The sequence below is a fragment of the uncultured Actinobacillus sp. genome (genome assembly GCF_945915845.1).
Lineage (GTDB): Bacteria > Pseudomonadota > Gammaproteobacteria > Enterobacterales > Pasteurellaceae > Exercitatus.
Genome location: NZ_CAMEFX010000018.1, coordinates 14,614 through 39,989, shown reverse-complemented (window position 1 = coordinate 39,989; position 25,376 = coordinate 14,614). Strand labels below are relative to the sequence as shown.

Sequence of the window (25,376 nt, the reverse complement as noted above, 5' to 3'; positions counted from 1 at the left end):
ACAGCATTGATGAAGTATGTCAAAAATACGCAGGCAACATCATCAGCGTGCAAACGGTTCCAGGTGTGTTTGCTAAAATTATGGGCGAACACGGTATTCTGGCTCGTACAGAAACCATGGAACAAATGCACGAAATCGTTCATTTTGCCCAAGAGAAACAATAATTTAAACAACTTCTCTCTTTGAAGATTATTGTAGAGACGCCACGCTTGGCGTCCATTTTAATTACAAGATTGACCTTTTTTTACGGACGCCAGGCGTGGCGTCCCTACGGAACAATAATCAAAAAGAGGGGATTTTTAATTGTAAGAGGATAAAAATGCACTTTGAAAGACGTAGCCACTGGAGTGGCGAATTAGGACGTGAAATGCATTTCAACGTCTATGGACACGCAGGTAAACCTGTTATTGTGTTCCCTTCATCAGGCGGAAACCAAAACGAATACGGCAATTTTGGTATGATTGATGCTTGCCGTTCTTTTATCGAACGTGGCTTAATTAAATTCTATACCCCCGACTCTTTTGATAGCGAATCTTGGCTGGCAGAATGGAAATCGGGACACGATATGGCACAAGCGCATAACGCTTACGACCGCTATATTGTGAATGAATTAGTGCCATTAATCCGCCATGAATCTCATTGGAGCGGCGCAATGATCGCAACGGGTTGCAGTATGGGCGCATATCATACGATTAACTTTGCACTACGCCATCCTGATCTGTTTGATACGGCAATTGCGTTAAGTGGTGTTTATGATGCACGTTTCTTTACTAATGAATACTACGGCGATGAAGCGGTTTATTTTAACTCACCAATTGACTACCTTTGGAATCAACATGACAGTTGGTTCTTAGATCGTTACCGCCAAAATCACTATATCGTTGCCGTGGGACAAGGCGCATGGGAAGAGCAACATGTTGTTGATACTCGCCGCCTACAAGCTGCCTTTGAAGGTAAAAGTATTTTAGGTTGGTTCGATTACTGGGGGCACGATATGGCACACGACTGGCCGTTATGGCGCATGCAAATGCCGTACTTCCTTGGTAAATTAGAAGAGCAAGGGATTATCTAATCAAAATTAATCGAAAAACAACCGCACTTTGTAAGGGCAAAATATTTTTGCCCTTATTTTTTCGCAATTATTTGGAATGAACCCTAGAGGGGAATATCGGGCGAAAGATGTTTCGCCCGTACAGTACCAAAAGCCACGACATCATCCCCTACCGATTCAACAACGAAAACCGTAAAAACTCTACGAAGTGATCCGCCCAATGCATTTCGTGGTGAATTTCATTTGCCATAATTTTCAAGCGGATATTATCAATAGGATGCCCCGTACGTAACAACGCTTGATAATAACGTAATGTACAATCAATATAAGCTTGGTTCATATTAGAAATAAACATCGCATCAGCATCATCACCTTCATTTGTTCCCACTTGAATAAATACCTTGCTTGATTGACTTAAGGGATGTGAATGAATAAATGCCATAAAAGCAGGTTCACTAAACCACGAAGCCAGTGAAAAAACACCTAAATGCCCAAATACATCCGGATATTCTGCGCCCATATAAGCGGTAATAATCCCACCCATCGAACTCCCTGCAAGTAAAGTATGCTCACGATCCGGTTTGGTACGATAATGATGATCAATAAAAGGCTTCACGGTTTCCACTACCCATCGCCCATATGCCATCCCATAACCACCTGCATTTTGCGTATCCGGTGTTGATCCTGTGTCCGTTTGCCAAGGACCATATTCATCAAGGCGATCCGCCCCGGCATTATCAATCCCAACAATAATGATTTTAGGGAATTCTTTATGATGTTTAATCGTTGGAATCACTTTCCAAGAATAGCCCGAGTAAGATTCTTTGCTGTAAAAAACATTCTGCCCATCGTGCATATAAAGAACCGGATAATGACCGGCTTCTTCACGATAGCCCTTTGGTAATAGCACCCGAATTCGGCGCTGCTGATTCAAATAAGGCACATTAAGGTAATGCTCACGCATTTCAAGGAAATAATATTGAAGAGGATCTCGCATTGTAAAAGGTCTCGAGTAAAAAACATCCTGTAAAGCATATCGCCGGTATTAACGGACAGGCATAAAACCTGTCCCTGCAATCACCACACCATAGATGTTGTTAGTATGACATGGTGAGTGTCGTATTAGTGAATTACATCACACGACTACCTGCTTTTGCGCCTGTATCCACATCAAGCAAGAACAAATCTACGCCACCGGTGCCGGCGGATAAAATCATCCCTTCTGACAAACCAAACTTCATTTTACGTGGTGCCAGGTTTGCGACAACAATCACATGACGACCAATCAGATCTTCGGGTTTGTTATACGCGGCTTTAATACCTGAGAAGACTTGGCGTTGTTCAAAACCTAAATCCAATTGGAATTTCAACAACTTATTGCTTTCCGGCACCGCTTCACAGTGAATAACTTTTGCTACCCGCATATCAATTTTGGCAAAATCATCAATACTGATTTCAGCTTCCACAGGCTCAAATTCGGTAGAAACTGCGGTGGATTTTTCCGGTGTTTTTTCTGTTTTTGGCGCGCTATTGGCTGCAGCATTTTCCGCTTTTGATGCTTCGATCATCGCGTCAATTTGTTTTGGATCTAAGCGACTGAATAAAGCTTTAAACGGTGCAATTTGGTGAGCCAATAAAGGTTGCGCAAGATTTTCCCAAGTTAATTCTGCTTGTAAAAATGCTTCTGAACGTTCCGCTAATTTTGGTAGTACCGGTTTCAAATAGCCCATTAACACACGGAACATTTGAATCCCTTGAGAACACACCGCTTGTAACTCAGCATCGCGCCCTTCTTCTTTCGCAATCACCCAAGGGGCTTTGTCGTCCACGTATTTATTGGCTTTATCCGTTAATGCCATAATTTCACGGATGGCTTTACCAAATTCACGATTTTCATAATAAGTCGCGATTTGTTCCGATTGTGCAATAAACTCATCAAATAAAGCTTGATCATCTAATTGCACGGCTAATTTGCCGTCAAAACGTTTTTGGATAAAACCTGCGTTGCGTGAAGCCAAATTCACCAATTTATTCACTAAATCCGTATTCACACGTTGTACAAAATCTTCAAGATTCAAGTCTAAATCATCAATACGATTGCTTAACTTCGCGGCGTAGTAATAACGCAAACATTCAGGATCTAAATGTTTGAGATAAGTGGCGGCTTGAATAAAAGTACCACGCGATTTTGACATTTTCTCGCCGTTCACTGTCACATAACCATGTACAAAAATATTGCTTGGTTTGCGTAAACTTGCCCCTTCTAACATCGCCGGCCAAAATAAACTGTGGAAATACATAATATCTTTACCAATAAAATGATAAAGCTCTGCACTACTGTCTCTTTTCCAGAAAGTGTCAAAATCAATCTGTTCGCGTTTGCATAGGTTTTGGAAAGAAGCCATATAACCAATAGGCGCATCTAACCAAACGTAGAAATATTTATTTTCTGTGCCGGGGATTTTGAAACCAAAATACGGCGCATCACGAGAAATATCCCATTGTTGTAAACCACTATCAAACCATTCTTGCATTTTGTTTGCCACTTCGGATTGCAACGCGCCAGAACGGTTCCATTCTTTAAGCATCGCTTCAAAACTCGGTAAATCAAAGAAGAAGTGTTCACTCTCTTTCACTACCGGCGTTGCACCCGATACGGCTGAACGTGGGTTAATGAGTTCCGTTGGGCTATAAGTGGCTGAACAAACTTCACAGTTGTCGCCATATTGATCTTCCGCTTTACATTTTGGGCAAGTCCCTTTTACAAAGCGATCAGGTAAGAACATGGATTTTTCAGGATCGAATAATTGCGAAATAGTACGGCTTTTAATAAAACCGTTTTCTTTTAAACGCGTGTAAATCATTTCAGATAATTCACGGTTTTCATCGCTATGGGTAGAATGATAGTTATCAAAACTAATGTTAAAACCGCAAAAATCCGCATAATGGCTTTGTTGTACCTCGGCTATTAATTGCTCCGGTGTAATGCCCATTTGATCCGCTTTTAACATAATAGGCGTGCCGTGCGCATCGTCTGCACAAACAAAATGAATTTCGTTACCACGCATGCGTTGGAAACGTACCCAAATATCCGCTTGAATATGTTCAAGCATATGCCCTAGGTGAATGGGGCCATTTGCGTAAGGTAACGCACAAGTAACAAGGATTTGACGGTTTTGTTTTGACATTGTAATAACCTTAAATTTGCTAAAAATTGCGGGAATTTTACCTGAAGTGCGGTATTTTTTCCAGTTGAACCCAATTTTACTTAACAGTTTAATCCGTTCATGTTTTAATAACAGAGAATTTTACTCTAGTGTTTAGGAAATATTATGTCTATCCAATTTTCAGCCAATCTTCAAGCTGATCAACAAGCTCAACTTGAGCAAATCTTCAAACAGTTTCAACACCCAAGCTTACAACAAGATTTAATTGCTTTAAGTGCGGTGAAAAAAATTGAAAAAGGTGGGGATGTTTTACGCATTGAACTGCAAATGCCTTTTGCGTGGAATACCGCCTTTGAACAACTCAAAGCGGAATTATCTCCTGCATTATTACAGACAGCAGATGCCAAAGAAATCAAATGGGCGTTGCATTATCAAATCGCTACCTTAAAACGTGCCAATAATCATCCTGCCGTTAAAGGGGTAAAAAATATTATCGCCGTTACGTCCGGCAAAGGGGGGGTTGGGAAATCCACCACTAGCGTAAACCTTGCTCTCGCCTTGCAAGCACAAGGGGCAAAAGTGGGGTTGTTAGATGCGGATATTTATGGGCCTTCCATACCGCATATGCTTGGCGCAGCGGATCAACGCCCGACTTCCCCGGATAATCAACATATCAACGCCGTCATTGCCCACGGTTTACAAACCAATTCCATTGGTTATTTAATGGACGCCAATAACGCCACCATTTGGCGTGGGCCTATGGCAAGCAGTGCGTTGAGCCAACTGCTCAATGAAACCTTGTGGAATGAATTAGATTATCTTGTTATCGATATGCCACCCGGCACAGGCGATATTCAATTGACTTTGTCGCAACAAATTCCTGTTACAGGTGCCATTGTGGTGACGACACCGCAAGATATTGCCTTGTTAGACGCTGTGAAAGGTATCGCGATGTTTGAACGGGTTTCTGTGCCTGTATTGGGAATTGTGGAAAATATGTCCATGCATATTTGCTCAAACTGCGGCCATCATGAACCGATTTTCGGCACAGGCGGCGCAGAAAAAATTGCGGAAAAATATGGCGTGAATGTATTGGGGCAATTACCACTACATATTTGCTTGCGTGAAGATTTAGATAATGGCGTTCCGACCGTGGTATCTCATTCAAATGAAGAAATCCGTCATGCCTATTTGCAATTAGCGGAAAAAGTGGCTAGCGAATTATATTGGCAAGGTGCTGTCATACCCGGGGAAATTATGTTTCGAGAAGTGAAGTAACTCGCTTTGGGCTGTTACCATAAAATGAAAATCCGATGATTGCTCATCGGATTCAGACCGTTAACAAACCCTATACGAGTCGTATAGGGTTACTTAATCTGAGCCGCTCTGCGGCTCTTTTTTCAGCCCCAGCGGGGCTGGGTTTAATGAACCTAGCACGGCTCGTGCTAGGTTATTACTCATCGGATTTCCTTTATGACTCCGTCTTTATTCCGCTTGCGCTTTGGTTGGTTCGCTAAACACATGGCTCACTGCACTATGATGCCCTGCGCTGCCCTTGCCATAGAAATAATAACGGCTTTCCGTCCATTCGACGATCTTAAAGGGTTCAGGCACTTCGTCACTGGCTTTCGCCAAAGTCATTTGCGCTTGCGTATGTTGCACTGCTGAGAATGTTCCAAGGCGACCTGTAAACTGATAAGTGCGTTCAAATTCTACGGTATTTTTAACCGCACTTTCCGGCTCAACAGTCACAATACTTTCTGCCGCTTGTTGTTCCAATAAACGCTGTTCCGCATCTAAACGCTCTAAAGACTCTTGAACTTTTTTCTCTACAGCTTCATTTGCAGGTTGCGTAATTAAGCCTAGCGGTTGAACATGGCTTTCTGCTTTCTCAACAATCGCCGATGCCGGCATATTGACGTCAACATTTGACTCAGCGTTGCCCCTTTGCTGAGATTGCTGTTCTAGCAATTCATCCACAGACAAGAAATTCACGCTTTCTTTCTGTTTTTGTACATTGCTATAGTCAATCCAAATTTTGCCGCTAGCCAGTTCCGGTGACGCTGCTGCTGAAATTAATGGCATTGGTGAAGCATTTTCATTACGGCGGCGGCGTTGATTATTACCACGCAAATGACGCGCTGAACGGCGATTATTATTGCGTTCACGGCGGTTATTTTGTGCTGGTACCGATGCTTGCGCTTCTGCCTCAGGCGCAGAAACAGCGACAGATTCTACCGCACTTTCTACCACAGCAAGCTCATCTGTATTTTCAATGCTTTCCACATTTGCCACATCGTTATTGATACGCACTTTTTTGCGTAAATCACGACGTTCGCGGCGTTGACGAGTGACCGCTTTGTCTTCTTGCGCGTCAACCCCGTTCTCTAAAGCCACCTCATTTGCCAGGGTTTCCTCCGCTAAACTCGTTTTACGCGCATTACGGCGTTGTGTGCGTTCATTCGCACGTTCCGTTTGACGAAGTTCTGTACGTTCTACATGGCTTTCATCTGATGATTTACGCTCATTACGTGAACGTCGATTATTACGGCGTTCATTATTGCGGCGGTTATTACGATTACGGCTGTTGTTTTTTGGCTCCGGTTTTGGTTCAGAAACAAATAACCCTTTAATTGCCGCGATAATGCGAGACAGTAAAGACGGTTTTGCTTCCACTTTTGGCTCGACCACCGGCGCCGCTTCTGAAATCGTCATAGACAATGCGGCGACTTCCGGTTCACTTTCCGGGGCTATATCCGTGTTGCGCGAAACTAAACTTTCTTCTGCAGCAAATAACTCTTCATGGGTTTCGTGTAATTTCGCTAAGTTGTAGCTCAATACATTTAAATCTTCACCATCACGAACGCGGAAAACGCTAAAGTGCGGTGTTTCCATGGCTTCATTTGGTGCCACAACTACATCAACATCATGACGTTTTTCAATGCTGCGAATGGCTTTGCGTTTTTCATTGAGCAAGTAAGACGCAATCTGAACAGGCACAATACATTGTACTTGTTTGGTATTTTCTTTTAAGGCTTCTTCTTCGATTAAACGTAAAATCGATAAAGATAAACTTTCGTTGTCACGTACTTTACCTGTGCCTTGACAGCGTGGACAAACGTGGCTTGAAGATTCACCTAAAGACGGACTTAAACGTTGACGGCTCATTTCTAATAAACCGAAACGTGAAATACGACTAATTTGAATACGCGCACGGTCTTGGCGTACCGCATCACGCATACGATTTTCCACTTCGCGTTGGTGACGAACCGGGGTCATATCAATAAAGTCGATGACGATTAACCCCCCTAAGTCACGCAAACGTAATTGACGTGCAATTTCATCCGCTGCTTCAAGATTAGTGTTTAACGCGGTTTCTTCGATATCACCACCTCGCGTTGAACGTGCTGAGTTAATATCGATAGCCGTTAACGCTTCTGTTACATCGATAACAATGGAACCGCCGGAAGGCAAACGCACTTCGCGTTGGAATGCGGATTCAATTTGTGATTCAATTTGGTAATGGCTAAATAGCGGCACTTCGCCTTGATAAAGTTTAATGCGGTTAATAAAATCCGGACGCACTAATTTAATATGGGCTTTGGCTTTCTCATAAACTTTCGGACTATCCACCAAAATTTCGCCAATGTCACGACGCAAATAATCGCGGATTGCGCGTACAATCACATCACTTTCTTGGTGAATCAAGAAAGGAGCCGGACGGCTTTCTGAAACCTGTTTAATGGCTTCCCAATGGTGAAGTAAAACTTTTAAGTCCCATTGCAATTCTTCAGGCGATTTACCTACCCCGGCAGTACGAACAATTAAGCCCACCCCTTCCGGCACATCCAAAGAGCTCAAGGCTTCTTTTAATTCAAGACGTTCGTCCCCTTCGATACGGCGAGAAATCCCACCTGCTCTTGGGTTGTTCGGCATGATAACCAAATAACTACCTGCCAATGAAACAAAGGTGGTTAACGCCGCCCCTTTGTTGCCACGCTCTTCTTTGTTCACTTGAACGATCACTTCTTGCCCTTCTTTAATCACATCTTTGATGTTCGGGCGACCGTTGTACACATAATCTGCAGGGAAATACTCACGCGCAATTTCTTTTAACGGTAAGAAACCATGACGTTCTGCACCATAATCCACGAAAGCCGCTTCAAGACTTGGCTCAACTCGTGTGATTTTTCCTTTGTAGATGTTTGCTTTTTTCTGTTCGTGACCCGGACTTTCAATATCCAAATCAAATAAACGTTGCCCGTCTACCAGCGCAACGCGCAACTCTTCTTTTTGAGTTGCATTAATTAACATTCTTTTCATTGGTAAAAATTCTCTGTTATTTCTTAAAACGATACCGAATTAAACCGCACTTGAACTCAAATCTCACCGTAATCGACCTCGTGTTTGTCGCTATAGCTTGTCCTCACGACAATCCGTTAGCTGGGCGCATTGATTACAGCTTGCCAAATAGGTTGGCAAAAAGTGGGTAATTTAGTCTTTTTTGTTAAAAACAAATGTCTTACGTCTAAACTGCATTTATGAACCATTTAACAAAATCACGATGATTTTTGTTCCATGACGAGAGTGATATGCGCTTAAAAACAGCATTTTTTATCACCGCACTTTCAGCAGACAAAAATCCGCACTATTATGGGCGAAATACACTATTTTCGCAAGGCATTTCAGAATTTAAATCAAGGCGGAACTATGCTAAACTCTACGCAATTTTTATTCTCCCAACCATAAAATATGACAGAAAAAATCATTAATGCGGCCGTAAAAACGCTTGAAATTTCTGAGGATGAAGCAGGTCAGCGTATTGACAATTATCTTCTTGCTAAACTAAAAGGGGTTCCCAAAAGTTTAATTTATCGCATTGTGCGCAAAGGTGAAGTACGCGTAAATAAAGGACGGATTAAGCCGGAATATAAGCTACAATGCGGTGATGTCGTGCGTATACCGCCTGTGCGTGTGTCGGAAAAAACACAATCTCCAGTTTCCAGTAAATTAAATAAAGTCGCTCGCCTTGAACAACAAATTATCTTTGAAGACGATTGTTTGTTAGTGATCAATAAGCCATCGGGGATTGCTGTACATGGCGGTAGTGGTTTGAGCTTTGGGGTGATTGAAGGATTGCGTGCGTTGCGACCTGAAGCCCGATTTCTAGAATTAGTGCATCGTTTAGACCGCGATACTTCGGGTATTTTACTGGTAGCAAAAAAACGCTCGGCCTTGCGTCATTTGCACGAACAATTGCGTGTAAAAACCGTGCAAAAAGATTACTTAGCGTTAGTGCGAGGACAATGGCAATCGCATGTTAAAGTGGTACAGGCACCATTATTAAAAAATGAACTTGCCAGTGGTGAACGTATTGTTAAAGTCAGCCAAGAAGGAAAACCCTCTGAAACACGTTTTTCTATCGAAGAACGTTATCCAACGGCAACCTTAGTTAAGGCTTCGCCTGTGACAGGTCGGACACATCAAATTCGTGTGCATACGTTACACGCCGGCCATCCCATTGCCTTGGATGATAAATACGGTGATAAAGAGTTTGATGCACAAATGCGTGCCTTGGGACTAAACCGTCTCTTTTTACACGCCGCCAGCATTCGTTTTGAACATCCTAAAACCGGGGAAACCTTACGCTTAAATGCACCTTTGGATGAGCAGATGAAGGGTATTTTGAAAAAATTACGAGAGACAAAATAATGCAATCAGGTTTACTTTCCACCGTACTTCTTGCCAGCCATTATGCGCTTGCAATAGTCAATCCCCCTATTCCGATGCAAGCTGTAGTCGGCGAATGGTATTGCCGAATTCCTTACATGGATGGTCTTGCGATCGATGGTTTTAACCTAGATCTGCGTCCTGATAGTCAAATGGTGACAACAGGCATTATCATTTTTGATCAAAAATGGGCTTATGAATATAAACAGATTGGCAATTGGTCTTTAAAAGATCGCATGCTTATCATTCGTTCTGAGCAAAACAATGCCGTACGCATGCATTCTAAAGAAACAGAACAAAAATTAAAGCAAAATGAGAAACTACGCCAAGCGGAAAATACGCTCTTTAATGAAGTTCAGCAAAATACAAATCTTGCGGAGGGTCTGAGTTTCAATATTGTGGGATTAACGAAGCGTCATATGAAATTAGAGCAAATTGACGAAGTTGATAAAAAAAATATATTAGGTGAATGCCATAAAAAATAAGTGCCATCTCAGCTTTCTATTGCTAAATAAACAGCCCGAAAATAAAACGGACATACGCCAAAGCGATGTCCGTTCAGATCGTTAACAACCCTATACGAGCTGATCTGCATCCCAAAAGTTTTACTTAATAATCTGAAATATTTTGATTTCAAAAATATCTTGATATGAAATGACTGTAGGGACACACTGCGTGTGTCCGTCATCAATTTTTTTACACCTTTTTGATTGAATTAATCATTTTCGGACACACGCAGTGTGTCCCTACAATGTTATTTGATGTTTGTCAGCAGTCTGAGCCGCTCTGTGGCTCTTTCTTTCAGCTCCAGCGGGACTGGACTTAATGAACCTAGCACGGCTCGCGCTAGGTCATTTCTCAAAGATGAACTTTGATTAGATAAGATTTAAGCAGGATGACGGGCTGCGACTTCTTTTAATAAGGTTTGTAGCTCGCCTGATTGCGCCATTTCTAACATAATATCGCAACCACCAATTAATTCGCCTTCAACCCATAATTGTGGGAATGTTGGCCAGTTCGCAAATTTTGGTAACTCAGCGCGAATATCAGGATGTTGTAAAATATCCACATAACCAAATGGCACTTGGCAGTTGATCAACGCTTCTGCAGCACGAGCTGAAAAACCACAAGATGGCAATTTAGGTGAACCTTTCATATAAATTAAAATTGGATTTTCTGCGATTTGTTTCTTGATTTTCTCTAAAGTTTCCATTGTTTTTCCTTTTAATCATCAACCTATTAAAGTGGCATCATTGTAACAGAATTCCATGATAAACCAAGTGATTTAATAAGTTATTCTAGGGTCTGTTTATCTTTCAATAAAAAGCTGCGTTGTCGCCTAAAAAAGCCATCGGCTAGGCGTAAAACGCAGTTAATAGCAGGACTATTTACAAGTTTTACAACAACGACGATGGCTTTTTTAGGCACAACCCGAAGGGGCGGGCTTCTTTTTTGCCCACTCTGTGTTAAAAAAACTTTGTTTAGAATGACTAAACGGCAGTTTTTTTGCCTTGATTGGGAAAAAATAAGCTCCGCCGCAGCCTTTTATTGAAAGATAAACAGACCCTAGTCACCCAATACAAAAGCCCCAAACATCACTGCTTGGGGCTTTTTTGAATTTAGTTATCTAATGACTTAGACAAGTAAATTACATAGTAGCTTGTTTGTTGCCTTGAACTTGAACTTCAACGCGACGGTCTGGTGCTAAGCAAGCGATTAACGCTTTACGACCTTTAACTTTATCACAAGTTGCGCCAGTTACTGGGTTTGCTTCACCGTAACCGGTTGCTGTGATTGCGTTAGAGTCAACACCTTTAGAAACTAAGTAGTTAGCTACTGTTTCTGCACGACGTTGTGAAAGTTTTAAGTTAGCTGCATCTTTACCGATACGGTCAGCGTAACCGTTAACTGCTACTGCCGGGTTAGCTACTTGTGCGATTTCGCCGTAGATACCGTCTAATGTTGCAGCTGCTTCAGGTTTTAATGTTGCTTTACCGAATGCGAAAGTTACATCACTGTTTAAAGTGAAAGTTTTGTTTACAACTTCAGGCGCTGCAACCGGTGCTGCACCTTGACCGAAACGGTAAGAGATACCTGCAGTTACAGAGTGGATGTCTGGGTTGTAGTTGTAGTTAGTGTTAGCGATATCTTCTTTAGTTAAAGCTTTATCTAAGTTACCTGCTTTACTTAACCATTGATATTCTAAGTTAACTGCTAACTCTGGTAAGATTGCATATTCAACACCAGCACCTAAGATTAAAGATGCTTTAGTTTTGTTGTATTTAGGTGCTTCATCGCCTTTACCATCTTTGTACATGTTACGAACGATTGCAACACCGGTTTTACCGTAAACATCTAAGCCCGGTAATACTTCGTAGCTAGGTTTTAATGCTAAGCTTGCACCGTGTGCTGTGTGGTAACCAGTACCTTCACCAGCTTCACGAACACGGTTTTTACCGAAGAAATCGTAACCTAATTCAGCTGCTAAACCAAAGTTGTTTTGGTTTAAGATTTGGTAGCCACCAAACACACCGTAAGTTACAGAGTTACGGTTATAACCAACACCTAACTCATCTGCTGTACGTTCAACACCGTGGTGCATTGCAGACCAACCCACACGAGCGCCTGCGTAGAATGTATTTTCTTGTGGAGCTGCTTGCGCAACTGTTGCTGCTGCTAAACCAGCGATAGCTAATGCGATTGCTGTTTTTTTCATTGTGATGATCCTCTTAATATTTAGTCATCTTAATTAAAAAATTTGTATCAGCTGATATAGCTGAAGTCCAAACACAATTTCTTGTGCTATGTATATTTTAAACCTTTTTTATAAAAAATAAAACTTTTTTACAAAATTGCTGTCCAAATATACGCTTAAGGGTTTGAATTTGCCCTGTCTTCCTTTTGACAAATTCCTTTCTTTTAAACTGAAGTTCAAAAGAACGTTTCAAAAGTGTGCGTATTATCTACCATAAAAATAGGAAAGCAATTATTTTTTGTTATTTTGCTTATTTTTTGTCCAAAAATGGATTTTTAGATTATTTTTTAAACAAAATACCCCATTCTTGATCGCGATTTAACCCAATTTTTTTCTTTTTATATGCTAAAATCCATTCAGTTACTTTTCTTACCTAATTTATAGAGTTCATTATGTTACCCCGTTTATCCCAAGTTCCAGCCTTAAATCCGCTGGTCAAAGATTATCTCGAAGATTTAAAAGCCCAATCCTTTGAAGGCGATATGGCGTCTCATTATGCCGACCGTTTAAGCCTTGCCACCGACAACAGCGTCTACCAATTATTACCACAAGCGATTTTATTTCCGAAATCCGTTGCTGATGTGGTGCGTTTAACCAAATTAGGGCAACAAGATAAATATCGTTCACTGCGTTTTACACCGCGCGGTGGCGGCACAGGGACAAATGGTCAAGCGCTCAATAATACGATTATCGTGGATCTATCGCGCCATATGACCGGCATTTTGGAACTCAACGTCAAAGAACGTTGGGTTCGTGTGCAAGCAGGCGTGGTCAAAGATCAGCTAAATCAATTCTTAAAACCCCACGGCTTATTTTTTGCCCCTGAACTCTCCACCAGCAATCGCGCCACCTTGGGCGGTATGATTAATACAGATGCCTCAGGACAAGGTTCCTTGCAATACGGCAAAACTTCCGACCACGTGCTGGGATTAAAATCCGTGTTGGTCAATGGGGAAATTTTAGAAACCGGTGCCATAAAAACGGAAAACTTCGCGCAAAATTTACCCCCAAATTTAACCGCACTTGGTCGTCAACTTCATCAAGAAATTTTCGCGCGCACCAAAGAAAAACGCCAACAAATTCTTAATGATCTGCCTCAGCTTAATCGTTTCTTAACAGGCTATGATCTCAAAAATGTCTTTAATGATGATGAAAGCGAATTTAACTTAACCCGAATTTTAACAGGATCTGAAGGCTCTCTGGCTTTTATTTGCGAAGCTAAACTGGATCTCACACCGATTCCACAATTCCGTACCTTAATTAACGTAAAATACAGCTCTTTCAACGCCGCATTGCGCAATGCACCATTTATGGTTAAAGCCAACGCGCTCTCCGTTGAAACCGTCGATAGCAAAGTATTAGGTTTAGCCAAAGAAGATATTATTTGGCATTCTGTGCGCGATTTGTTAACGGAAACGGAAGAAAACCCGATTTTAGGTTTGAATATCGTGGAATATGCCGGCAATGATCAACGCAAAATCACCGAATTAGTGACCGCACTTTGCGCACAATTAGAGGAAAAAATTACCAACGGCGAAGATAACATTATCGGTTATCAAGTTACCCACGATCTCGACAGTATCAACCGTATTTATGCGATGCGTAAAAAAGCTGTAGGTTTATTAGGGAATGCAAAAGGTTGGGCAAAACCTATTGCCTTTGTGGAAGATACTTGCGTGCCGCCTGAACATCTGGCGGATTATATTTTGGAATTCCGCGCCTTATTGGATGGGCATAATCTACAATATGGGATGTTTGGCCACGTGGATGCCGGCGTGTTACACGTGCGTCCTGCCCTTGATTTAACTGACCGTGCACAGGTGGAATTATTTAAGAAAATTTCCGATAGCGTGGCGGATCTCACCTTAAAATACGGCGGTTTAATTTGGGGGGAACACGGAAAAGGCGTGCGCTCTTGTTATGGCGAAAAATTCTTTACCCCTGAACTTTGGCAAGAACTGCGTTATATCAAATTCTTATTTGACCCTGAAAATCGTCTAAACCCTGGAAAAATCTGTACACCGTTAAATTGCGATGATGAACTTTATGGTTTGTTATCGGATATGCGCGCAGATCACGATCGCCAAATTCCGATTCAAATTCGCGAAGAATTTAGCGGTGCAATGAATTGTAACGGCAATGGTTTGTGCTTTAATTTTGATGTTCACAGCACCATGTGTCCGTCTATGAAAATCTCGCGTAACCGTGTTTTCTCGCCAAAAGGGCGGGCGGCAATGGTACGTGAGTGGTTGAAATTAATGGCAAATGAAAATGTTCAGCCTGCGGAATTGGATTTCCAACATGCCGAAGTGAAGCTTAACGACTTTGTACAAAAAATCAAAAATAGCTTTAAGAAAAAAGAAGAATATGATTTCAGCCACGAAGTCAAAGCAGCCATGGACACCTGTCTTGCCTGTAAAGCCTGCGCGAGCCAATGTCCGATCAAAATTGATGTGGCAAGTTTCCGCTCAAAATTCTTCTATTTTTATCATCAACGCTATTTGCGCCCTGTGAAAGATTATGTGGTCGCTAATTTGGAACTTGCCGCGCCTTATATGGCGAAAGCCCCGCAAGTTTTTAACTTCTTCACCAAAATGAAACTGGTGCAAAGTGCGGTGGAAAAAACCATTGGAATGACGGATTTGCCGTTGCTTTCACAACCGAATTTAGACAAACAGTTAGTGGAAATCGGCTATCAAGGTCAATCCTTGGAAAAGTTGGAAAGCTTATCGGATACAGAGAAAGCGAATTTAATTTTGGTGGTGCAAGATCCTTGGACATCTTATTACGATGCTAAAGTCGTGCGAGATTTTGTGGCATTAACGCAAAAATTAGGCTACCAAGCCATTTTGTTACCGTTCCGTCCTAATGGTAAAGCGCAACATATTAAAGGCTTCTTAAAACAATTTACGCGTACTGCGAAGAATCAAGCGGACATGTTAAACCGCGTGGCAAAATTGGGCGTGCCATTGGTGGGCGTTGACCCGGCTATTGTGCTGTCTTATCGCGATGAATATCAGGAAGTGTTAGGCGAAAATCGGGGCAATTTTAAAGTTCTCACATCACATGAATGGTTGAAAGCGGAATTGCAATCTGAAAACGTACAAAGTGCGGTGAAAAACTTGCGCATTTCTGACCGCACTTCCACACCTGAACCTTGGTATTTGTTCCCACATTGTACGGAAGCCACGGCAATGCCAACCAGCCCAAAAGACTGGCAGCAAATTTTTGCCGCGTTTGGCGAAGCCTTGCAAGTACAAACTGTGGGCTGTTGCGGTATGGCCGGTGTGTTTGGTCACGAAGTGCAAAATCAACAAATGTCGCGCGAAATTTACGATCAATCTTGGGGCGAAAAAATGCAAGGCAAGCCACAAGAACGTTGTTTAGCCACAGGCTATTCCTGCCGCAGCCAGGTTAAACGTATCGAACAATTTAAACCGAAACATCCTGTTCAAGCGTTGTTGGGGTTGTTTGAAACTGCCTAGCACGAGCCGTGCTAGGCTAGTTCAACCCAGCCCGCCGGGGCTGAATAAAAGAGCGCTATTTACCCCTCGCCCGTTTACGGGAGAGGGTGGAGAAAATCCGTAGGATTTTCGGAGGGAGAGGGGAAAATTAATATAGCTCCCCCTCTCTCTGCCTACAGATTCTGAACGAATCTTTCGGCTGTCTCTCTCCCGTAAACGGGCGAGAGCCAATTAAAGCTCGTCAACCGTCTGCGGTATACAGTGCCTCCAATTTTTATTGCCAAAAATCATTCCATTTTTCACCGCGCTTTATGCTAAAATGCTCGCCTTTAACGGTTCGCCTTGTGCGAACTCCTGACTTGAACTCAGACAAATGGAAAACTTATGACTTTTAAACCTGAACTTCTCTCCCCTGCGGGTACGTTGAAAAATATGCGTTACGCCTTTGCTTATGGCGCTGACGCGGTTTATGCCGGGCAGCCACGCTATAGCTTGCGTGTACGTAATAACGAATTTAATCACGAAAATTTGAAAATAGCCATTGATGAAGCCCATCAGTTAGGTAAGAAATTTTATGTGGTGGTGAATATTGCGCCCCATAACTCCAAACTGAAAACCTTTATTAAGGATTTGAAAGTCGTGGTGGATATGCAACCTGACGCATTAATTATGTCTGATCCCGGCTTGATTATGTTGGTGCGCGAAAACTTCCCGGAAATGGATATTCATCTGTCGGTACAAGCCAATGCGGTTAACTGGGCGACAGTGAAATTTTGGAAACAAATGGGCTTAACCCGTGTGATTTTATCGCGCGAATTGTCATTAGAAGAAATTGAAGAAATTCGTGAGCATGTGCCTGATATTGAGCTCGAAATTTTCGTACACGGCGCATTATGTATGGCCTATTCCGGGCGTTGTTTGCTTTCGGGCTATATTAATAAACGCGACTCAAACCAAGGTACTTGTACCAATGCTTGCCGTTGGGAATATAACATGCAAGAAGGCACCACGGATGATGTGGGCAATATTGTGCCAAAATATGAACCTGAAATTGACGTGAAAAATGTGGCACCAACCTTAGGGGAAGGGCAAACTACGGATAAAGTGTTCTTATACACGGAACCACACCGCCCTGATGAGCAAATGACTGCCTTTGAAGATGAGCATGGGACGTATTTTATGAACTCGAAGGATTTGCGTGCGGTACAACACGTTGAGCGTTTGACCCAAATGGGCGTACATTCGCTAAAAATTGAAGGTCGTACCAAATCCTTTTATTACTGCGCGCGAACAGCTCAAGTTTACCGTAAAGCCATTGATGACGCAGCAGCCGGCAAGCCTTTTGATGAAAGCTTATTAAGCACCTTAGAAAGTCTGGCACACCGCGGCTATACGGAAGGTTTCTTGCGCCGTCATAACCATGATGAATATCAAAACTACGATTACGGCTATTCTATCTCTGAGCGTCAACAATTTGTGGGCGAATTCACGGGTAAGCGCAACGATTTAGGTATGGCTGAAGTGGCGGTGAAAAATAAATTCTTATTGGGTGACGAAGTAGAAATGATGACACCAAAAGGCAATGTGGTGTTCCAAATTAACCGTATGCTAAACCGCAAAAATGAGCTCGTTGAAGCCGGTCTTGGCGATGGGCATTTTGTGTATTTGGATGTGCCTGAAGATGTGGAATTAGACTATGCGTTATTAATGCGTAATTTAAGCGGAACAAATACACGAAATCCGCATCAGAAATAAAGATAAAATGCCCTTGGATTAAAGGGCATTTTTGTTATTTGAGACCAAGCAAAAGTGCAATTTTCTTACGCATCTCATCTAATTCATCCAAACTAATTTTCCCTTTAAATTCCGCTCGCCTTACCCGCCAATCTAAACTTTTAACTTGATCTGACAATACAACATTCTTAGGTTTGCCATTAATTTCCACTTCAAAAGGATACCCTTTAATTTTTGTTGTTAAAGGACAACAAATCAATAGACTCGTTAAATCATTGTAAGCAGCAGGCGTTAATACTACCGCAGGTCGATGTCCAGCCTGTTCATGTCCAGCTTGAGGATCAAAATCCAACCAAATAATATCACCAATATCAGGAATATACGCCATTACAATAATTCCTTACCAACCACTGGCCCTGTCGTAATTTCAGAATGTAAATTATCAGGTGTAATCTCTGCCAAGAGTTGGCTCAAATTATAATCATTACGTATAGGTTCAATAATAATCTTGCCATTTTCAGCACGGATATCAACTATATTTTCAGCTTGAAGTTGAAGAGCGGTTAGAATTGGGGATGGAATTCGGATACCAACACTATTACCCCATTTTTTGATTGCTAATTGCATACAGTCTCCTTAGTTATACATTGTATAATATCGTTATGCATTTGAAAATACAAGATTGAAAAAGCAAAAAGCCACAATTCTAGGATCTGTTCATCTTTCCCAAAAAAAATAAATAGCTTTTTATTTTAGCTGATCTATAATGTAATAAATCGAAGGCGTTGGAAAGCTAAGTTACCCAAGGCTACCTAACCAACTCTCTAATTCTTTTGGATTAGGGGGTTTTTATTTAATCATTTGGCTTTATGCTATCTCCCTTGGGAATAACTGAAAATAATTCTGCTCTTGGTTTTTTAGCAGTTAATTCCAAAATAGCTCTATCATTCACTAAATTTCCGTAGCCATCATGGCGTTGATGCGGGTTTTCTAATGCTGTTGCACGGTTTGAAAGTGTGTTAAACAAAAAAGCCGCAACATTGTATAACAACATTGCGACTTTCTTTGAATAAGATGGCGGAAGAACTGAGATTCGAACTCAGGGTGGACTCGCATCCACGCCGGTTTTCAAGACCGGTGCATTCAACCGCTCTGCCATTCTTCCGCGGTTAAGTGGCGCAGAGTATAATATAGTTTTTATTAAGCGTAAACCAAAACTTTGTAAATTACTGTCAAGAGATGATATTTTGTTCAGATTGCTGAAACTACCGCCGTTTTTGGTAAAATATATTTTGACATTTCTCTAAATTAACTTTAATTTAACAACAGTTTCTTCACTCATTTATAAGGAAAGTCTATGCAACAATCTCGTATTGTTTTTGGTGGTCGTGATGAATCAACATCATTACTGCAAACTCACAAAGTGTTACGCAACACTTACTTTTTATTGGCATTAACGCTAACATTCTCTGCGGTCGTTGCCTATATTTCAATGTCTTTAGGTTTACCACGTCCGGGGATTATTGTGACCTTGGCCGGATTTTATGGTCTATTGTTCTTAACCAATAGCCTTGCGAATAGCGGTGCCGGTATTATTGCGGCTTTCGCATTCACCGGGTTCTTAGGTTATACCGTTGGACCGATTTTAAATATGTATGTGGGCGCGGGGTTAAGCGATCTCGTGATCTTAGCATTAGGCGGTACTGCGGCAGTATTCTTCGCCTGTTCAGCTTACGTATTAACGACCCAAAAAGATATGTCATTCCTTTCCGGTATGATGTTCACGTTATTTATCGTGTTACTGGTCGGGATGATTGCCAATATTTTCTTAGAAATGCCTGCATTACAAGTTGCCTTAAGTGGTTTATTCGTAGTATTCTCAAGTGCCGCGATTTTATTTGAAACCAGTAATATTATTCATGGCGGCGAAACAAACTATATTCGTGCGACCGTAAGCTTATTCGTTTCTATTTATAACTTATTTATCAGCTTGTTGAATTTATTAACGATTTTCAACCGTGATGAATAATCAGTCCTAAATCACCAACGCCCCATTTGGGGCGTTTTTTACGTTGACTATCAATATGCTAACCATAAATAATATTCAAATTGAAACGGATCCTTCAGGCTATTTAATGGACATGAGTCAATGGAATGAAGACGTTGCGCGTGCCATTGCGGAAAAAGAGAATTTGGCGTTAACGGATGCTCATTGGGAAGTCATTTATTTTGTACGTCATTTTTATGAAGAATATAAAACTTCCCCGGCTATTCGTATGCTGGTCAAAGCGATGGCAGAAAAGTTAGGTGAAGAAAAAGGCAATAGCCGTTATTTGCAACGTTTATTTCCTGATGGTCCGGCTAAACAGGCGACTAAATTGGCCGGGTTGCCCAAGCCTGCGAAATGTTTGTAAAGGGTTAAGTGCGGTTAAAAATAGCGAGATTTTAACCGCACTTTTACAACTTTATCGTTCAATCTTAAAACCGGTAAACTCACGCCCGCCAATATATTCTTGTTCAATGATTCGTTCCACTTTGGCTGCCGGTGATCCTGTCTTTAACCATTGACGTAACCGGTTTACCGCTTCGCTATTTCCGATGGCAATAACCAAGACTGAACCATCCGAAAGATTTTTTACACTGCCATTTAACATTAATTTTGTCCCCTGTTGTGCCGTATAGAAACGAAAACCCACACCTTGAACACGCCCATAAACGGTAAATTGTCTTTTTTCCATAGTTTCATCCTTAACACAAAAAATAACGTTTTTTTTCTGTATGGCTATTTTCATTTATTTAAATTTAGCATAGCATACGCAGTAACGCTTTTGTATAAAGCGTAGGCTTTAAATCTTAAATATCCTTGGAAGGAGTTATTATGAAATTTCGTTTAGCAGCCATTGCCGCTACAACTTTATTTGCCAGCTCTGTTAGCTTAGCAAGCGTGGTAACGGGTTCATCAAATATTGACTTTTTAGCTATTGATGGTCAAAAAGCAAGTAAATCTCTTTTAAAAGAAACGCGCTCATTTAACATCAATGATACCAATACACACCAAGTTGTAGTGCGTGTCAGTGAGATTGTACGTTCAGGTTCTGACCGTACTTTATTTGAAAGTGATCCCATCGTGGTAACATTCCAAGGCTCAGCTGAAGATATTCTTATTTCAGCGCCAAAACTATCCGATGACCGTGATGCTGAAGCATTTAAAGCCTCACCAAAAATTACAGTAAAAACCGTGTCCGGTAATGAAATTTCAACTAAACAAGAATACTTGAAACAAGAGGGTTTCTTACCAAATGTTAACCTAGTTGAAAATCTTTCAGACTATAACTCATCCGGTGCGCCTGCGGCAGTGGCAGGTTTTGCGACAGCAACACTCCCGGCAACAATGGCAACCGTTGGAGCAAATGGAAAAATTCAAAAAGGCAAAGTCACTGTTCAAGGCGAAAATGCAGCTGAGCAAATGTTACAATATTGGTATCAACAAGCAGATAAAGAAACTCAACAGCGTTTCTTAGACTGGGTGAAAAAACAAAAATAAGTTTGATACAAGGATGGGTTGTACCTATCCATGAATCGGTATAACGACTTGGGCGGGGTTGGACCCGCCCAAATATTAGGCTCTGTTTATTTTCAATCACCAATTACACTAGCGTCAAATAATCGACTTAGCATTTTACTATACGAGTAAAACACCATGCTTAATACCAAAGTGATCACTAGCTTACCTATTTTTATTGCCGTAAATATTGCAGCGATTTTAGTTTGGCTATTCGATATTTCACAATGGAGTATGCCTCTTGTTCTTGGTGTGATTGCCGGTGGGTTAGTGGATTTAGATGATCGCCTAAGTGGTCGCTTACGCAATATTTTTTATACTTTACTCGCTTTTTCTATTTCATCGCTGACAGCCCAATTTTTTCTTCATCAAGGTGCTTTATTTATCCTTGCCATGACGGCGATGACCTTTATTTTTACGATGCTAGGGGCGGTAGGACAGCGTTACAGCACCATTGCCTTTGGTACATTAGTTGTCGCACTTTATACCACCTTAACCTATTTACCTGAAACCGTTTGGTATATTAATCCTTTGATGATTTTATGCGGTGCATTGCTTTATAGCACCGTTGCCGTGGTAGTTCATTTATTTTTCCCTAATCGCCCTGTACAAGAAAGTCTCATTCGTTCTTTTTTGGCTCTCGCGGATTATCTTGATGCGAAATCAGATTTTTTTGATCCCGATGATGTGGAATCTTTAGAACAAAAACAACTTGAATTAGCCATGAAAAACAGTGCGTTAATTGCGGCATTTAATCTAACGCGAACAGCCTTATTTAGTCGAATGCGTGGTCAACACCGTCAGGCGCACACGAATAAAATGCTGCGTTTTTATTTTGCCGCGCAAGATATTCACGAGCGTGCGAATTCCGCCTATTTTGACTATGAACAATTAGTCATACATCTGCGAAATTCCGATTTAATTTTCCGTATGCAACGTTTACTTGAGTTAGAAGCGCAAGCCTGCCGTGATATTGCCTTAACCTTACAACAAGGTCAGGATTACCAATATAACAAAAGGCTAGAACGCGCGGTTCAAGGTATTGTGCAATCTTTTGAATTGTATGTGAATGACTCTCAAATTCAATGTTCAGAAAATACCTTACAATCTATCCGCACTTTATTGGAAAATTTGCAAAATATCGATTGGCAACTACGTCATTTAGAACAATCACAACACCGTGAAGAGCAAAATGAACGCGCACAAATTTATACGGAAAACATCACGGGTTTACGCAATATTATGGCGCGTATTGCCGGTCACTTTAGCTTAAATTCTCAATTATTTCGCCATGCCCTACGCTTGTCTATTGTGGTATTTATTTGTTGTTCCGTGGTGGAAATTTTTCATTTACAGTTGGATCGGGGTTATTGGATCTTGCTCACTGCAATTTTTGTCTGTCAACCCAATTATTCCGCCACAAAAGTGCGGTTAAAACAACGGATTATTGGCACACTGCTTGGGGTATTAGTGGGTTCATTCTTACCTTATATGACATCCACCATTGAAGCAAAACTTGCCGTTGTGGTAATCAGTAGCACATTGTTCTATTTTTTCCGTAGTAACAATTACAGTTATTCCACATTCTTCATTACCATTCAGGTGTTAGCGAGCTTTGATATTATGGGTTTCAACATTTATGATGCGACCTTACCGCGCTTTATCGACACACTGATTGGCGCCGGTTTAGCTTGGATTGCCGTGTCATTTATCATGCCAGATTGGAAATACTTGCAACTTGATAAAGTCAGTCGTCAGGCTATCCTAACGGATGCAAAATATTTATTACATATTATTTGCCATCTTCAATTTGGCAAAGGGGATGATTTGCAATATCGTATTGCACGACGTAATGCCCATGAAAGTGCGATGGCATTAAACAATACGATTTCCATGATGAATAGTGAACCAAAGAAATATGCCGCCTATTTGGCTCAAGGTTTTGAGTTAGTTCAAATTAATAGCACATTGTTAAGTTATATTTCTGCATTGGGTGCTTATCGCAAAAACATGTTGAAAATAAAGCAGGACTGCGAATTTCTTGGTGAGTTTTATCCTATCGCTAAAGATATCATTGGATTATTAGAAAATATTCAATCCATTGATGAAACTTTATTTCACGTTCAATACAACGAAATTGAAAACCAGTTAAAACAATATATTGAGCAGAACGAACTCAATAACCAGCTTATTTTTGCTACACCATTGCAACAATTAACCATGATATTACAAGCACTACAGCCCTTGTATGTTGCCTTGAATAAAAAAATAAATTCCGTCGATTAGTGCTGTTTATCTATCAATAAAAAGCTACGTTGTCTCAACTTCCTCTAATTCATCTGCCATAGCAGCCAGAATTTCGCGACTTAATACCGCTAGCGCGCGATAAAAAGGTAATTTGGCGTTGTTTTCCACTTTAACCAAAAACTTAGTGGCACAAGGTAATAAGAAACGTTCAAAGAGCTGGCGTTGCGCCTCGACTGAATCTAAATTGTCTTCGATCCAAGAAGCAGTAAGAAAAACCACCCCAAAATGATCCGCACTTTCTACCATCGGCATACCACGTTCTTGTCTAAACTGAACAAAATCATCCATATTGACGCCATAATCTGAAGGTCGCGTGGAAATCGCATTTTCCCCCATAAATAGCCCATTATATTCAGTTTGTAATACATCAAGGGCAATTGGCATTTGTAAACTCTCAATCGCTGATTGGCTTTCTTTATCCGTCTCTAACGCCCAGACTTGCTCAAGGCCTTTTTGCTGTAACCAAGAAAAGACACCGGCTAGAATGTCATCCTTAGGCGCGCGATAAAAAAGATTGCCAAATAAACGACTAACCAAAGAAAAATTATTTAAACCTTGTTCTGACATAAATTATCCTAATTCTCTACGTCCTAAGAAAGAATGGGTAAGCGTTGTACCATCAACCATTTCAAGTTCTCCCCCTACAGGAATACCATGTGCAATACGGCTCACTTTAATACCTTGCTGGAAACAAAGTTCAGCAATGTAATTCGCGGTTGCATCTCCTTCAATGGTTGGATTGGTGGCTAAAATGACTTCCGTAAAATGCTCATCTTGCAACCGTTTTTGCAATAGATCCAAGCCAATTTCTCTTGGTCCAATACCATCTAATGGCGAAAGATGTCCCATTAAGACAAAATAACGCCCTGAAAATTGTCCCGTTTGCTCAATAGCCTGAATATCCGCCGGCATTTCGACAACACATAATAAACCGGAATTCTGACGACGAGGATTATTGCATATATGGCAAGTTTCTTCTTCAGTAAAATCGCGACAAGAACGACAATGTCCAATCTTGGACATTGCATCTGTTAATGCACGCGCTAAATTCATTCCACCACTACGATTACGTTGCAATAAATGATATGCCATACGTTGTGCGGATTTAGGTCCAACTCCGGGTAAACAACGAAGATTTTCAATCAGACTTTCTAAAAGCGGACTGCTTTGCATAAAATTCCTTAAAAATAAACCGCACTTAAGCAGTGCGGTGAAAATTTAAAATGTTAGATTAAAATGGCATTTTAAACCCTGGTGGTAATGGCATACCCGCGGTAACAGAAGCCATCTTTTCTTTTTGCAATTCTTCTGCACGGCGAACAGCATCATTAAATGCAGCAGCGATTAAATCTTCCAACATTTCTTTATCATCTTCCATTAATGATGGATCGATATCAATACGGCGACAATTGTGTGCGCCATTAAGGGTAATTTTGACTAACCCTGCACCAGACTCGCCGGTTACTTCTAACTGAGCGATTTCTTCCTGCATTTTCTGCATACGCTCTTGCATTTGTTGCGCTTGCTTCATCAAGCCGCCTAAACCCGCTTTTCCAAACATATAACGTTCCTTATGAAAGAAAAAGTCCGCTTAAAGCTAAGCGAA

Annotated in this window: 22 protein-coding genes, 1 tRNA gene and 1 pseudogene; 11 read left to right on the top strand and 13 right to left on the bottom strand. The window is 41.2% G+C overall.

The genetic code is table 11. The features are described from left to right. Positions 1-164 (top strand): annotated as a pseudogene (locus Q0O89_RS06020) (carboxylate--amine ligase); the annotation flags it as partial. A gap of 155 nt (positions 165-319) precedes the next feature. Continuing rightward, positions 320-1,072, top strand: a complete 753-nt coding sequence (locus tag Q0O89_RS06015; protein WP_293730819.1) for an alpha/beta hydrolase-fold protein — start codon at positions 320-322, stop codon at positions 1,070-1,072. A 148-nt stretch (positions 1,073-1,220) separates the two neighbouring features. Here Q0O89_RS06015 and Q0O89_RS06010 read toward each other — a convergent pair whose 3' ends face one another. Both Q0O89_RS06010 and metG read right to left on the bottom strand, forming a co-directional pair. Continuing rightward, a complete protein-coding gene (locus Q0O89_RS06010; protein ID WP_293730818.1) occupies positions 1,221-2,048 on the bottom strand; it encodes an alpha/beta hydrolase-fold protein in 828 nt (275 codons plus the stop codon). Between the two features lie 133 nt (positions 2,049-2,181). Further along, positions 2,182-4,239 (bottom strand): methionine--tRNA ligase, encoded by a 2,058-nt coding sequence (gene metG / locus Q0O89_RS06005; protein WP_293730817.1) that lies wholly within the window; start codon positions 4,237-4,239, stop codon positions 2,182-2,184. A 144-nt stretch (positions 4,240-4,383) separates the two neighbouring features. Here metG and apbC point away from each other — a divergent pair, with 144 nt between their 5' ends. Then, the gene (apbC, locus tag Q0O89_RS06000) at positions 4,384-5,496 is read left to right on the top strand and encodes an iron-sulfur cluster carrier protein ApbC (RefSeq protein WP_293730816.1); all 1,113 of its coding nucleotides are present in this window, start codon (positions 4,384-4,386) and stop codon (positions 5,494-5,496) included. A 207-nt stretch (positions 5,497-5,703) separates the two neighbouring features. On the opposite strand, the gene rne is transcribed toward apbC, so the two are convergent. Continuing rightward, on the bottom strand, positions 5,704-8,541 hold the full coding sequence (gene rne, locus Q0O89_RS05995) for a ribonuclease E (RefSeq protein WP_293730814.1): 2,838 nt from the start codon (positions 8,539-8,541) through the stop codon (positions 5,704-5,706). Positions 8,542-8,970: 429 nt separating this feature from the next. Here rne and rluC point away from each other — a divergent pair, with 429 nt between their 5' ends. Then, complete coding sequence (gene rluC / locus Q0O89_RS05990; protein ID WP_293730813.1) at positions 8,971-9,930, top strand: 23S rRNA pseudouridine(955/2504/2580) synthase RluC; 960 nt, start codon at positions 8,971-8,973, stop codon at positions 9,928-9,930. Beyond that, positions 9,930-10,433 (top strand): hypothetical protein, encoded by a 504-nt coding sequence (locus tag Q0O89_RS05985; RefSeq protein WP_293730812.1) that lies wholly within the window; start codon positions 9,930-9,932, stop codon positions 10,431-10,433. The genes rluC and Q0O89_RS05985 overlap by 1 nt, the downstream gene beginning before the upstream one ends. A gap of 401 nt (positions 10,434-10,834) precedes the next feature. Here Q0O89_RS05985 and grxD read toward each other — a convergent pair whose 3' ends face one another. Together grxD and ompA are read right to left on the bottom strand one after the other, a co-directional pair. After that, positions 10,835-11,161, bottom strand: coding sequence for a Grx4 family monothiol glutaredoxin (gene grxD / locus Q0O89_RS05980; RefSeq protein WP_293730811.1), 327 nt, complete (start codon positions 11,159-11,161; stop codon positions 10,835-10,837). Between the two features lie 435 nt (positions 11,162-11,596). Next, positions 11,597-12,664: a porin OmpA gene (gene ompA / locus Q0O89_RS05975; protein WP_293730810.1), complete on the bottom strand. Its 1,068-nt coding sequence runs from the start codon at positions 12,662-12,664 to the stop codon at positions 11,597-11,599. 431 nt (positions 12,665-13,095) lie between these two features. Here ompA and Q0O89_RS05970 point away from each other — a divergent pair, with 431 nt between their 5' ends. Next, entirely contained in the window at positions 13,096-16,188 is a 3,093-nt protein-coding gene (locus Q0O89_RS05970; RefSeq protein ID WP_293730809.1) for an FAD-binding and (Fe-S)-binding domain-containing protein, read from the top strand. Between the two features lie 363 nt (positions 16,189-16,551). Next, the gene (gene yegQ / locus Q0O89_RS05965) at positions 16,552-17,922 is read left to right on the top strand and encodes a tRNA 5-hydroxyuridine modification protein YegQ (protein ID WP_273382164.1); all 1,371 of its coding nucleotides are present in this window, start codon (positions 16,552-16,554) and stop codon (positions 17,920-17,922) included. A gap of 34 nt (positions 17,923-17,956) precedes the next feature. Here the strand turns inward: yegQ and mazF are convergent, their stop codons facing one another. The 4 genes from mazF to Q0O89_RS05945 all read right to left on the bottom strand — a co-directional run bounded on the left by mazF (position 17,957) and on the right by Q0O89_RS05945 (position 19,066). Next, positions 17,957-18,289 carry an endoribonuclease MazF gene (mazF, locus tag Q0O89_RS05960; protein WP_273394056.1) on the bottom strand — a complete coding sequence of 111 codons (333 nt, stop codon included), beginning with the start codon at positions 18,287-18,289 and terminating at the stop codon, positions 17,957-17,959. Next, positions 18,289-18,528: an AbrB/MazE/SpoVT family DNA-binding domain-containing protein gene (locus Q0O89_RS05955; RefSeq protein WP_273394054.1), complete on the bottom strand. Its 240-nt coding sequence runs from the start codon at positions 18,526-18,528 to the stop codon at positions 18,289-18,291. The genes mazF and Q0O89_RS05955 overlap by 1 nt, the downstream gene beginning before the upstream one ends. A 226-nt stretch (positions 18,529-18,754) precedes the next feature. Continuing rightward, a complete protein-coding gene (locus tag Q0O89_RS05950; RefSeq protein ID WP_293730808.1) occupies positions 18,755-18,955 on the bottom strand; it encodes a hypothetical protein in 201 nt (66 codons plus the stop codon). Positions 18,956-18,976: 21 nt separating this feature from the next. Beyond that, positions 18,977-19,066, bottom strand: a tRNA-Ser gene (locus Q0O89_RS05945). A gap of 192 nt (positions 19,067-19,258) precedes the next feature. Between Q0O89_RS05945 and Q0O89_RS05940 the strand changes: the two genes are divergently transcribed. Both Q0O89_RS05940 and Q0O89_RS05935 read left to right on the top strand, forming a co-directional pair. Further along, positions 19,259-19,930 (top strand): Bax inhibitor-1 family protein, encoded by a 672-nt coding sequence (locus Q0O89_RS05940; protein ID WP_135709263.1) that lies wholly within the window; start codon positions 19,259-19,261, stop codon positions 19,928-19,930. 55 nt (positions 19,931-19,985) lie between these two features. Then, positions 19,986-20,315 carry a TusE/DsrC/DsvC family sulfur relay protein gene (locus tag Q0O89_RS05935; RefSeq protein WP_135709262.1) on the top strand — a complete coding sequence of 110 codons (330 nt, stop codon included), beginning with the start codon at positions 19,986-19,988 and terminating at the stop codon, positions 20,313-20,315. A 51-nt stretch (positions 20,316-20,366) separates the two neighbouring features. Here Q0O89_RS05935 and Q0O89_RS05930 read toward each other — a convergent pair whose 3' ends face one another. After that, a complete protein-coding gene (locus Q0O89_RS05930; RefSeq protein ID WP_273383000.1) occupies positions 20,367-20,639 on the bottom strand; it encodes an acylphosphatase in 273 nt (90 codons plus the stop codon). A 140-nt stretch (positions 20,640-20,779) separates the two neighbouring features. Between Q0O89_RS05930 and Q0O89_RS05925 the strand changes: the two genes are divergently transcribed. Next, on the top strand, positions 20,780-21,445 hold the full coding sequence (locus tag Q0O89_RS05925) for a DUF2057 domain-containing protein (protein WP_293730807.1): 666 nt from the start codon (positions 20,780-20,782) through the stop codon (positions 21,443-21,445). Between the two features lie 156 nt (positions 21,446-21,601). Next, entirely contained in the window at positions 21,602-23,749 is a 2,148-nt protein-coding gene (yccS, locus tag Q0O89_RS05920) for a YccS family putative transporter (protein ID WP_293730806.1), read from the top strand. Between the two features lie 24 nt (positions 23,750-23,773). On the opposite strand, the gene Q0O89_RS05915 is transcribed toward yccS, so the two are convergent. Genes Q0O89_RS05915 through Q0O89_RS05905 form a run of 3 tightly spaced genes read right to left on the bottom strand, consistent with a single transcriptional unit; the run spans position 23,774 to position 25,331 of the window. Continuing rightward, complete coding sequence (locus Q0O89_RS05915) at positions 23,774-24,337, bottom strand: molecular chaperone (protein ID WP_293730805.1); 564 nt, start codon at positions 24,335-24,337, stop codon at positions 23,774-23,776. A 3-nt stretch (positions 24,338-24,340) separates the two neighbouring features. Next, entirely contained in the window at positions 24,341-24,943 is a 603-nt protein-coding gene (gene recR, locus Q0O89_RS05910; protein ID WP_293730804.1) for a recombination mediator RecR, read from the bottom strand. A gap of 58 nt (positions 24,944-25,001) precedes the next feature. Continuing rightward, the gene (locus tag Q0O89_RS05905; protein ID WP_293730803.1) at positions 25,002-25,331 is read right to left on the bottom strand and encodes a YbaB/EbfC family nucleoid-associated protein; all 330 of its coding nucleotides are present in this window, start codon (positions 25,329-25,331) and stop codon (positions 25,002-25,004) included. Positions 25,332-25,376 lie beyond the last annotated feature (45 nt).

Excerpts from the sequence above, each read along its gene's own strand:
- Q0O89_RS06015 (WP_293730819.1), top strand. The coding sequence starts at position 320 with ATGCACTTTGAAAGACGTAGCCACTGGAGTGGCGAATTAGGACGTGAA.
- Q0O89_RS06010 (WP_293730818.1), bottom strand. The coding sequence starts at position 2,048 with ATGCGAGATCCTCTTCAATATTATTTCCTTGAAATGCGTGAGCATTAC.
- metG (WP_293730817.1), bottom strand. The coding sequence starts at position 4,239 with ATGTCAAAACAAAACCGTCAAATCCTTGTTACTTGTGCGTTACCTTAC.
- apbC (WP_293730816.1), top strand. The coding sequence starts at position 4,384 with ATGTCTATCCAATTTTCAGCCAATCTTCAAGCTGATCAACAAGCTCAA.
- rne (WP_293730814.1), bottom strand. The coding sequence starts at position 8,541 with ATGAAAAGAATGTTAATTAATGCAACTCAAAAAGAAGAGTTGCGCGTT.
- rluC (WP_293730813.1), top strand. The coding sequence starts at position 8,971 with ATGACAGAAAAAATCATTAATGCGGCCGTAAAAACGCTTGAAATTTCT.
- Q0O89_RS05985 (WP_293730812.1), top strand. The coding sequence starts at position 9,930 with ATGCAATCAGGTTTACTTTCCACCGTACTTCTTGCCAGCCATTATGCG.
- grxD (WP_293730811.1), bottom strand. The coding sequence starts at position 11,161 with ATGGAAACTTTAGAGAAAATCAAGAAACAAATCGCAGAAAATCCAATT.
- ompA (WP_293730810.1), bottom strand. The coding sequence starts at position 12,664 with ATGAAAAAAACAGCAATCGCATTAGCTATCGCTGGTTTAGCAGCAGCA.
- Q0O89_RS05970 (WP_293730809.1), top strand. The coding sequence starts at position 13,096 with ATGTTACCCCGTTTATCCCAAGTTCCAGCCTTAAATCCGCTGGTCAAA.
- yegQ (WP_273382164.1), top strand. The coding sequence starts at position 16,552 with ATGACTTTTAAACCTGAACTTCTCTCCCCTGCGGGTACGTTGAAAAAT.
- mazF (WP_273394056.1), bottom strand. The coding sequence starts at position 18,289 with ATGGCGTATATTCCTGATATTGGTGATATTATTTGGTTGGATTTTGAT.
- Q0O89_RS05955 (WP_273394054.1), bottom strand. The coding sequence starts at position 18,528 with ATGCAATTAGCAATCAAAAAATGGGGTAATAGTGTTGGTATCCGAATT.
- Q0O89_RS05950 (WP_293730808.1), bottom strand. The coding sequence starts at position 18,955 with ATGTTGTTATACAATGTTGCGGCTTTTTTGTTTAACACACTTTCAAAC.
- Q0O89_RS05940 (WP_135709263.1), top strand. The coding sequence starts at position 19,259 with ATGCAACAATCTCGTATTGTTTTTGGTGGTCGTGATGAATCAACATCA.
- Q0O89_RS05935 (WP_135709262.1), top strand. The coding sequence starts at position 19,986 with ATGCTAACCATAAATAATATTCAAATTGAAACGGATCCTTCAGGCTAT.
- Q0O89_RS05930 (WP_273383000.1), bottom strand. The coding sequence starts at position 20,639 with ATGGAAAAAAGACAATTTACCGTTTATGGGCGTGTTCAAGGTGTGGGT.
- Q0O89_RS05925 (WP_293730807.1), top strand. The coding sequence starts at position 20,780 with ATGAAATTTCGTTTAGCAGCCATTGCCGCTACAACTTTATTTGCCAGC.
- yccS (WP_293730806.1), top strand. The coding sequence starts at position 21,602 with ATGCTTAATACCAAAGTGATCACTAGCTTACCTATTTTTATTGCCGTA.
- Q0O89_RS05915 (WP_293730805.1), bottom strand. The coding sequence starts at position 24,337 with ATGTCAGAACAAGGTTTAAATAATTTTTCTTTGGTTAGTCGTTTATTT.
- recR (WP_293730804.1), bottom strand. The coding sequence starts at position 24,943 with ATGCAAAGCAGTCCGCTTTTAGAAAGTCTGATTGAAAATCTTCGTTGT.
- Q0O89_RS05905 (WP_293730803.1), bottom strand. The coding sequence starts at position 25,331 with ATGTTTGGAAAAGCGGGTTTAGGCGGCTTGATGAAGCAAGCGCAACAA.